Raw genomic sequence first — 9,038 nt, forward strand, 5'->3', positions numbered from 1 at the left:
CTGAAACTCAGTATGTTGTTTAAGAACTGAACAACATGGGGCTACCATGTCTTCTCATCGAATTAAGCAACAAAGCCAAAATATTGTATAGATGTGATTTAATAGTATGCTCGCTGATAAATAAAGAATCAGCGATTTCCATATTTGAACCACCTTCTTTCAACATTTTTAAAACCTGAACTTCACGCCGAGTAAGCTCAACCTCAATAGCAGGTTCGATAATGCTATTTACTTCTCTGCCTCGATAATAATTTACTAGCTGATCAAGTAATCTTCGAGACAGCCAATTATCCCCTTTTATTATTGCTTTTAATCCCTGACAAACCTTGTCCATTGAATCTCCTGGACCAAATATACCTTTTACATGAGGCCAAGAAGCGAGTTCTTCTGTGTCTAAGTCATAACCCAGATTAAGCATTATAGTTCCTAGCACTTTATTACTATCTTTTAAATAAACTAAAGTTTCGGAAGGAATCTCAACTGAAAAATCAACAAGCAAAAAGTAGCGTTCCGGAATGAGTTCATGATAACTAGGGTTTTTAGTATCAATGATCGTTATTTTAGTTTCTGTATTTTTAGAAAGCATTTCCTTAAAGTTTTCACTCTGTAAACTTTGTTGAGTGAGCATTAGGATTTCAGGCTTTTCCATATACTGTTCCATAATGTTTCTCATACTTTCAGTGACTTAACACTCTTAAATTAGTAGTTAATCGTCAGCACTTAGTTTGATATGTAAGTGCTAGTTCACAGAGTAAAGTTATTTGCTACTTTTTTAAATTCTAAAGTTATTAAAAAGAGAACCAAAAAAAGTGTTTCTCATAAAAGAAACACTTTTAACACATTCAGGTCACAGAAATTATTAAGAGTTTACTAAATTAGGCAACCTAATATTGCAATAGCATTACACCGTTAACGAGTTGTCTGAAATATTTTCCTTTGCCCAAATAAGTGCTTGAACTCTATTTTTCACATCAATCTTCTTGAAAATATTATGTAAATGCGTTTTTACCGTATTCTCGCTGACAAATAATTGTTCGGCGATTTGTTGATTGGACGCCCCCATGGAAAGAAAGGTAATTATTTGTTGCTCTCGTTTGGTCAGAATAGCGGAAACATTCTTATTTATAGGTTTGCAATGTCGACGAAGGTAAGTAATGTACTGCTGAGAAAACTTACGGCTGAACCACATATCTCCTTGAAGCACCTTACCAATACCAACTTGCAACGTTTTTATATCATCAGAGGTATAGAAAATACCGGCCAAAGTACGCCAAGCAAAGAGATCTTCTGTCGATATGGATTGCTCACAATTAATTAAGATTTCAAGCGTGTCTTTCTGCTTGGCCGCTTTAAACTCCGCATAACGGCGAAAAATTTCATCCGTGATCACGCTGCAATCAACAATAATGGCTGATGCAAGAGATTCATGTAACACTCCGTGAATCAGATTATCTGGCGTGATTAGAGCAACACTAATACCGAGTTTGGTCTCCAATACATCTTTCAACAGAGATGACTGTAGACTTCCCTCCGTGATTAAAATAACGTTTCTTTTTTTTTGCTGCTCCATCCTGATCGCATTCCCTTGGTCGTTTCTATTGAAATACGCAATAGATTTAGATAGAGCGGTAGTATTGTCAAGTATGAAAATCACTAGTACTAATTAATAACTCATTGAAGTGTCAATAATTTTTAAGTGGCAAGTATGTGAGAGGTATTAGCATTTTTCAGACATTAAAAAAGGGAGTATAAACTCCCTTTTTGTGTTTGAGCAGGTGATTTAATCACGCACGTTAGAGGCAAAACACCACCTAACTTAGTGGATTGGAACTGCGTTTTTTTGGTTAAACTTACCAAAGTGTTGTTCTAACACTTCTGGCGTCAGCTTACCTTCCGCTTCCAGCTTTTTCAGCTCAGCGACGATCGCTTTTTGCTCTTCTAGCGACGGCAGTTTTACTTCTGGCTCCTGAGCGGTTTCTTGAGAAATTTGCTCTAGTTCTTTTTCGAAGTCATTCATAGTACTTACCTAAAATTAATGATTGAACTTTTAAACTTCGCCTATTCTATCCAACTCTATAACTTGAAGCTACCAACCATCTTGTCTAAACGAGAAGAGAGCGCTTGAAGATCGCGACTTGCATCCGCCAACTCTTCTGCTGTCGCGGTTGTCATTTCATTTATCGCGTTGATTTCTTCGATATTTTGATTAATGGTATGCACCACCGTGGATTGCTCTTCCGTCGCCGTTGCAACTTGTGTATTACGATCAGAGATGTCGGTGATTCGTTCAGAAATACTGATTAATACCTCGACTGCTTCATCGGTAGAAGTAACCCCTTCTATGGTGACCGCTTTGCCCGCTTCCATAGCATTTACCGCGTCTTGTGCGTCACTTTGAAGCTGATTGATCATGCGCTGAATCTCTTCTGTAGAATCGGCCGTGCGTGAAGCTAGGTTTCTTACCTCATCAGCAACAACCGCAAAACCACGTCCCTGCTCACCAGCACGAGCAGCCTCAATTGCAGCGTTTAGCGCAAGTAAATTCGTTTGCTCAGAGATGTCACGAATTACACCCAGAATCGAGCCAATATCTTTGGTTGTCGATGCCAACTGCGTAACAACAATATTGGTTGTTTCAACATCATAGGCTAGGCGGCTGATCACCTCTTTTGCTTTCATCACAACTTCTCGACCAGTTTGAGTGTTATCTGAAGCCTGATTTGCCGTATCAGCAGCGGTAGCCGCGTTTGATGCAATTTCACTGATGGTCGCACCCATTTGGTTGATAGCTGCAACTACTTGAATGGTTTGATCACGCTGCTCTTGGCTGTTGTCGTGTGTGGATGTTGCTTTCGTTGACACACTTTCTGCCGCTTGACTTAATGAGCCACTGGTTAAAGCAACCTCTTTCATCGTGGCATGAATCTTCTCAATAAATCCATTAAAGCCTTTTGAAAGCTGAGCAATTTCATCATTACCCTTAATTTCAATACGCTGCGCCAAATCGCCTTCACCTTGCCCAAGGTCGGTAAAACGATCGGCAATCAGTCGGATTGGTTTCGTAATGCTGTTTGCCAACCATACGCCCATGAGGATGAATACAACGGCAACAATGATGGTCGTAAACAGCATTTTTTTAGCTGTCGCATTCAGGTCTGCGAATACTTCATCAACGGGAACCACGCCAATAACAAACCAGTTCATTGAAGGAACATACAAACTAGAAACAAAAGTATCCTGCCCTTCAAACTCCACATTAATTAGGTTGAAGCTATTTTTGTTCAACAGCGCACTTGCGTCACTACCAAATAGTTTAGTGATAGAAGTTTGGTTCTTACCTTGTTGGCGGTGTATTTGAATCTGGCCTTGTTCATTAGTGAGGAACACGTAACCCGTATCTTCAATTTTAAACCCATTGAGCAAAGCAACCATGTCTCCCATAGATTTAGAGAGACCTGACATTGATGTACCATTAAGATCTTGGAAATTGGCAAACATTTTCACTTCGCCATTTGCCTCTTGGAACACACTCACGGACGTTTCTTGACCAGACGACGTAAATCCAAAGAACCAAGCATCTTGCGTTCGGTTAAGTTGACGTAAGAATCCGTTTTGATTCCAGTAATATGCCGTTTGACGATTCGCTACCGACGCATCATTAAGACCATACTGTGATTTAACGTTATTGAGCTGCTGAACCAACTGAACTTCTACTGACGGATCACGGTCTGTATTAGATAGGGCTTCAACAATAAATTCGTTTGTAGCCAGCTGTTTTGCCGCTTGTTGCATTTCGACAACTTCGCGGTCAATTTCGGTATTGATTTGCTGCAACATCGCAGGTAGCTCGATGTCAATAAGACGATGGCTCAATACATCTCTCGCATGACGCTGAGCCATAACACCAACAATGATTGTTGATGCTAGAACAGCAAACGTAATGCCAAGTACAACCTTCTGTTTGATGCTCAAGGAATGAAGTTTCAACATATTCGGACCTTTTAAAAGAATCACTTGTTATTGGCCCCACAAGGGGAATCAGGTGCATATCTCATGACACGCACACCACGGAATCTTTATCGGCTCATATGTACAAAACTAGAGGCATTTCTCATTATATTATGAAAAATAAATGTAACACACTGTCAAATAAGCACTTTCAGAGATAGCACGTACTTGCAATTCTCTGTAGCGTCCCAATATTGAAAAGATAAATTGCAATAGAGCGTTGGAACTTTTTTCACATGGAAAATGACCAATACTCAACACGAAAATCACATGGATACCGAGAGTCCAAAGCATGCATAAATCTAACTTCGAAACTCTTCAGCAATACTTAGAGTCGCAGATCATCGGACAGCAAGATCTGGTAAAGCAACTGCTTGTTGCGCTTCTTGCGGATGGGCATATTTTAGTTGAAGGCCCTCCTGGGTTAGCAAAAACCCGTGCAGTAAAATCACTCTCAGACTGTGTTGAAGGCGACTTCCACCGCATTCAGTTCACCCCTGATTTGCTGCCAGCCGATTTAACCGGCACCGATATCTTCCGTCCCGAAACCGGAGAATTCACTTTCCAATCAGGTCCTATCTTCAACTCGCTTATTCTTGCGGATGAGATAAACCGTGCGCCAGCCAAAGTACAAGCGGCAATGCTTGAAGCAATGGCAGAGAAACAAGTCACAGCAGGTCGTCATACCTACCCGCTGCCAGAGTTGTTTTTGGTTATGGCAACTCAAAACCCGATAGAGCAAGAAGGGACCTACCCCCTTCCTGAAGCGCAGCTAGACCGCTTTTTATTGCATTTAGAAGTGGAATACCCAGATGCGGAGCATGAGCTATCTATCTTGCGTATTAACCGCGGAGAAGCAAAAGGCGAAGCAAAGGTTGAACGCCCAATGTTAAGCCAACAAGATATATTCACCGCACGTAAAGAAGTGTTGGATATTCATATGGCGGAAACGATAGAGCAGTACATCGTCCGTTTAGTTATGGCGACACGTCAAGCCAACGAATATGACACTGAGTTGGACAAGTGGTTGTCAATGGGTGTGAGTCCGCGTGCCACCATCGCTCTTGATCGCTGTGCACGTGCGCACGCTTGGCTTGCTGGTCGTGATTTTGTCTCTCCGGAAGATGTTCAAACCATGGCTTATCCGGTACTGCGCCACCGTTTATTGTTGAGTTACCACGCTCAAGCGGAAGGCATTACGGCAAACCAGGTCATCGATAAACTGCTAAACCTTGTTGGCAGTGCATAAACAGGTGAGTGATATGTCCGCTACACATTCATTACCACCTCATGCGAATGGGGTGACATTAACCCTTGAAGAGCTGCTCCAATATCGCACTCAATCTGTACGTTGGTTACCACCAGCACAGAGTCTCTGGTCGCAGATGAGTGGTAACCATACCAGTCGCCAAAAAGGGCGAGGTATGGATTTTATGGAGGTGCGCCAATATCAACCTGGCGACGATATTCGCAGCATTGATTGGCGAGTCACCGCTAGGACCGGTAAAGCACATACAAAATTGTTTGCAGAAGATAAAGAGCAAGCGGTCATTCTTTATCTTGATCTAAGTTCTAGTCTACATTTTGGATCTAAGTATGTACTCAAATCCGTTCAATTGGCCCACTTTGCCAGTGTTCTAATTTGGCTAACTCTAGCTAAAAAAGATCGCATCGGCGCAGTGATTGATGACGGACATCAATGTCTTGAATTTCGCCCCTCTTCTTTACAAAGACAAGGGCTGCGGATTCTTAACGCCATAGTCGACATACATAATGCGCAAGTAACTCGTACTGCAAGCAACGACACTCGTACACTGCCTTATACACAAGTATTGGAGACACTTCATACGCTCACCCCAAAAGGCAGCGAATTGATTATGCTCAGTGACTTTGCCCACGTAACACCAACGGAACTGGCACAACTACGTCGACTCAAACAACACAATAGCGTAAGGGCCGTTCAGTTTTATGATCCGTTAGAAAGAGGCGAAACAGACTTTAGAGGTCAAGTGAAAGCTTCGGATGGGCTGCATAGTCAATGGTTTAACTTTGGCTCTAAAGGACAACGAAGAGAACTCGAAAGCCACTTTACCCAACATCAAGAAACCATTAAGCAGCAGTGCCATTCGATAGCAATTCCATTTAACACGCTATCAAGTGGCTGGCCCTTAATTTCACAATTAAGCTAACAAACTGACAAGCAGTATTTATTAAGCAGTAATAATAATGACAACAAACAACCAAAGCCTAGACCTTGAACCTTTGATTTTGCCAAACGCTCCGGATTGGTTTCCGCTCGCTTGGGGATGGTGGGTGGTGCTTGCAGCCACCTTGCTCTTCGTTTTCGGCATTTGTCTTTATGTGAGATGGCGTAAAAAACACTTACGCGCAAAAAAGACAGCATTAACACTTTTAACTCAACCTACCACGCCTCATACCCCCTCTTCTGCTCTGGAAATATTGCGCCAGGCAGCATTGAGTTACTTTCCGCGTGAAGAGATCGCACCATTAACCGGAATCGCTTGGTATAAATTTCTCGATAGCCATACCAAAGAAAGTCGATTCGTAGACAAACAACATCAGTGGCAAGAAGCGTTGTATCAGAATTCTTCCCAAGGGCAGCATCAAAGCTTGGTAGACGATTGTGTCTTTTGGATAACCTACGCTTTGCCACCAAAGAAAAAGGCAAATAACCGTGACTGAGCAAACACTCATAACCGATCTTGCCCAATGGCTAAACATTGAATTTGTCTGGTGGTGGGCACTGTTTTTGTTGCCCATCCCATGGCTGGTATACAAGTTCCTGCCACAAGAATCTCAACAAGCCGAGATCAAATTGGCGTACTTACCAACCAATGAGAATCGCAGCAAGCCTAAGCAAGCGCTGCAAAAAGCACTTTCAATCGCGATCTGGGGCCTTCTTGTCGTCGCGTGTGCGCGTCCAGTTTGGTTTGGCGATCCCGTTGAATTCCAACCCAAATATCGGGACTTGATGTTAGTCGTCGATCTGTCCGGTTCGATGCAGCAGGAAGACATGGAACTCAACGGCGAATATATCGATCGCCTCACAGCAGTCAAAAAAGTTCTGTCTGATTTCGTAGCAAAGAGAAAAGGTGACCGTCTCGGAGTTGTTTTGTTTGGCGACCATGCTTATTTGCAAACACCACTCACTGCAGACCGCAAAAGCGTCATGCAACAGATTAATCAAACCGTCATCGGCTTGGTTGGTCAACGAACCGCCATTGGTGATGGTATTGGGTTAGGCACAAAAACCTTTGTAGACAGTGATGCTCCCCAACGAGTCATGATTTTGCTCAGTGACGGCAGCAATACTGCAGGGGTGCTCGAGCCGCTAGAAGCAGCGGAAATTGCGAAAAAATACAACGCCACTGTTTACACCGTGGGCGTGGGCGCTGGTGAAATGATGGTAAAAGAGTTTTTCATGACTCGCAAAGTCAACACCGCAGCCGACTTAGATGAACAAACACTGACTAAAGTGGCAGAGGTGACAGGTGGACAATATTTTCGAGCGCGAGATACAGAAGAGCTCGAAAAGATTTATGACACCATCAACCAGCTAGAACCCGTATCTAGCGACACACAAACTTGGCGCCCTCAGTCTGAATGGTTTCCATATCCATTAAGCGCTGCATTTGTATTGTCGGTATTGTTATTCCTATTAAGGAGAAAACATGGCTGAGTTTATTTTCCTCAATCCTTATTGGCTTTTGGGGCTCATCGTGATCCCTATTGCACTCTTGCTTAATCACAAATTTAGAGCCCAAAAGTCCACACTGATTGCCCCTCACCTATCGCGGATGCTCGGACAAAACACGCAGTCTAAGCATTACTTCACTCTATGGGGTTTAGCTTGGGCAATAACTTGCATTTCATTAGCGGGGCCAAGCTGGCAGTCCAATGCTCGACCAAGCTTTGAGTTAAACCAAAACCGTATCTTGGTGCTTGATATGTCTCGCTCTATGTTTGCTACAGACATCAAACCCAATCGGCTAGCACAAACACGTTATAAGGCGCTCGATTTGCTGCCTAAATGGAAAGAGGGAGCCACTGGACTTATTGCTTACGCTGGCGATGCCTATAACTTAAGTCCACTGACAACTGATTCCAGCACGCTTGCTGGCATTATCGAAAATTTGTCACCAGAGCTGATGCCTTTTCAAGGAGCAAACCTGCCTGCCGCGATTGAACTTGCGATCAACCAGTTTTCTCAAGCCGGCACGCAACAAGGCGATATCATCGTGTTAGCGGATGATCTTGATACGTCAGAGCTGTCTCGCGCGTTAGATTTAGTCCAAGGTACAAAGTTTCGCATTTCTGTTCTTGCCGTCGGGACTCCTAACGGTGCGCCTATCGCGCTGCCCGATGGCTCTCTGCTAAAAACGGCACAAGGCACAACCGTCGTAGCGAAAACAAATCTGAAAAATCTACAAATGCTAGCGAATAAGACTGGTGGCCTATTTGTTCCTATTCAACACACCAACCGTGATGTTGAAAACATCGCGGCCTTTACCAATAACATTGGTAGCCAGCTTTCTGCGACCCAAAGCGAAGAAGTTAAAACTGATTCTCGTCTCAACAGTGGCTTTTGGTTACTGCCGTTGTTACTTATTCCTGCGGCTTTACTGTTTCGACGCGGCCTGATTTGGATGGTAGTTGCGACTGCAGTCCCAGTAACGTGGACACCGCATGCAGAAGCTAATCCGTTCTTAAATGCCGACCAACAAGGAGCGGAACTCTACAAGCAAGGTGAGTATGAACAGGCGCAAAACCTATTTACAAACCCAAGCTGGAAAGGAGCCGCCAGTTATCAAAAAGGTGACTACGAAGCCGCTATCGAAGCATTTTCTCATGATGCCTCCCTTAACGGCCGCTATAACCTCGCCAACTCGCTCGCTCAAAATGGTCAATTAGAAGATGCGGCTGATTTGTATAAAAAACTGCTAGAGGATAAGCCTAACTTTGAAGCCGCGAAGAAAAACCTATCGGTTGTAGAAGAAAAGCTAAAACAG

Annotated in this window: 9 protein-coding genes; 5 read left to right on the top strand and 4 right to left on the bottom strand. The window is 43.3% G+C overall.

Going from position 1 to position 9,038, the window contains the following annotated elements; all coding sequences use genetic code 11:
- Positions 1-19: 19 nt before the first annotated feature.
- The 4 genes from R7E78_RS14975 to R7E78_RS14990 form a co-directional block, all read right to left on the bottom strand.
- Positions 20-673 (bottom strand): LuxR C-terminal-related transcriptional regulator, encoded by a 654-nt coding sequence (locus R7E78_RS14975; protein ID WP_318058003.1) that lies wholly within the window; start codon positions 671-673, stop codon positions 20-22.
- A gap of 228 nt (positions 674-901) precedes the next feature.
- Positions 902-1,570, bottom strand: a complete 669-nt coding sequence (locus R7E78_RS14980) for a LuxR C-terminal-related transcriptional regulator (protein ID WP_021707603.1) — start codon at positions 1,568-1,570, stop codon at positions 902-904.
- Between the two features lie 246 nt (positions 1,571-1,816).
- Positions 1,817-2,017: a restriction endonuclease subunit S gene (locus tag R7E78_RS14985; protein ID WP_005375165.1), complete on the bottom strand. Its 201-nt coding sequence runs from the start codon at positions 2,015-2,017 to the stop codon at positions 1,817-1,819.
- A 56-nt stretch (positions 2,018-2,073) separates the two neighbouring features.
- A complete protein-coding gene (locus R7E78_RS14990; protein ID WP_318058004.1) occupies positions 2,074-3,990 on the bottom strand; it encodes a methyl-accepting chemotaxis protein in 1,917 nt (638 codons plus the stop codon).
- A gap of 310 nt (positions 3,991-4,300) precedes the next feature.
- Here R7E78_RS14990 and R7E78_RS14995 point away from each other — a divergent pair, with 310 nt between their 5' ends.
- The 5 genes from R7E78_RS14995 to R7E78_RS15015 all read left to right on the top strand — a co-directional run.
- Complete coding sequence (locus R7E78_RS14995; protein WP_025768547.1) at positions 4,301-5,257, top strand: AAA family ATPase; 957 nt, start codon at positions 4,301-4,303, stop codon at positions 5,255-5,257.
- Between the two features lie 13 nt (positions 5,258-5,270).
- On the top strand, positions 5,271-6,197 hold the full coding sequence (locus R7E78_RS15000) for a DUF58 domain-containing protein (protein WP_025768548.1): 927 nt from the start codon (positions 5,271-5,273) through the stop codon (positions 6,195-6,197).
- Positions 6,198-6,234: 37 nt separating this feature from the next.
- Positions 6,235-6,711 (top strand): DUF4381 domain-containing protein, encoded by a 477-nt coding sequence (locus tag R7E78_RS15005; protein ID WP_047103940.1) that lies wholly within the window; start codon positions 6,235-6,237, stop codon positions 6,709-6,711.
- On the top strand, positions 6,704-7,708 hold the full coding sequence (locus R7E78_RS15010) for a vWA domain-containing protein (protein WP_047103941.1): 1,005 nt from the start codon (positions 6,704-6,706) through the stop codon (positions 7,706-7,708). Before R7E78_RS15005 ends, R7E78_RS15010 begins: the two co-directional genes overlap by 8 nt.
- On the top strand, positions 7,701-9,038 hold a 1,338-nt coding region (locus R7E78_RS15015), incomplete at its 3' end, for a VWA domain-containing protein (RefSeq protein WP_318058005.1). The genes R7E78_RS15010 and R7E78_RS15015, both read left to right, overlap by 8 nt.

The organism is Vibrio sp. YT-19(2023) (assembly GCF_033337395.1).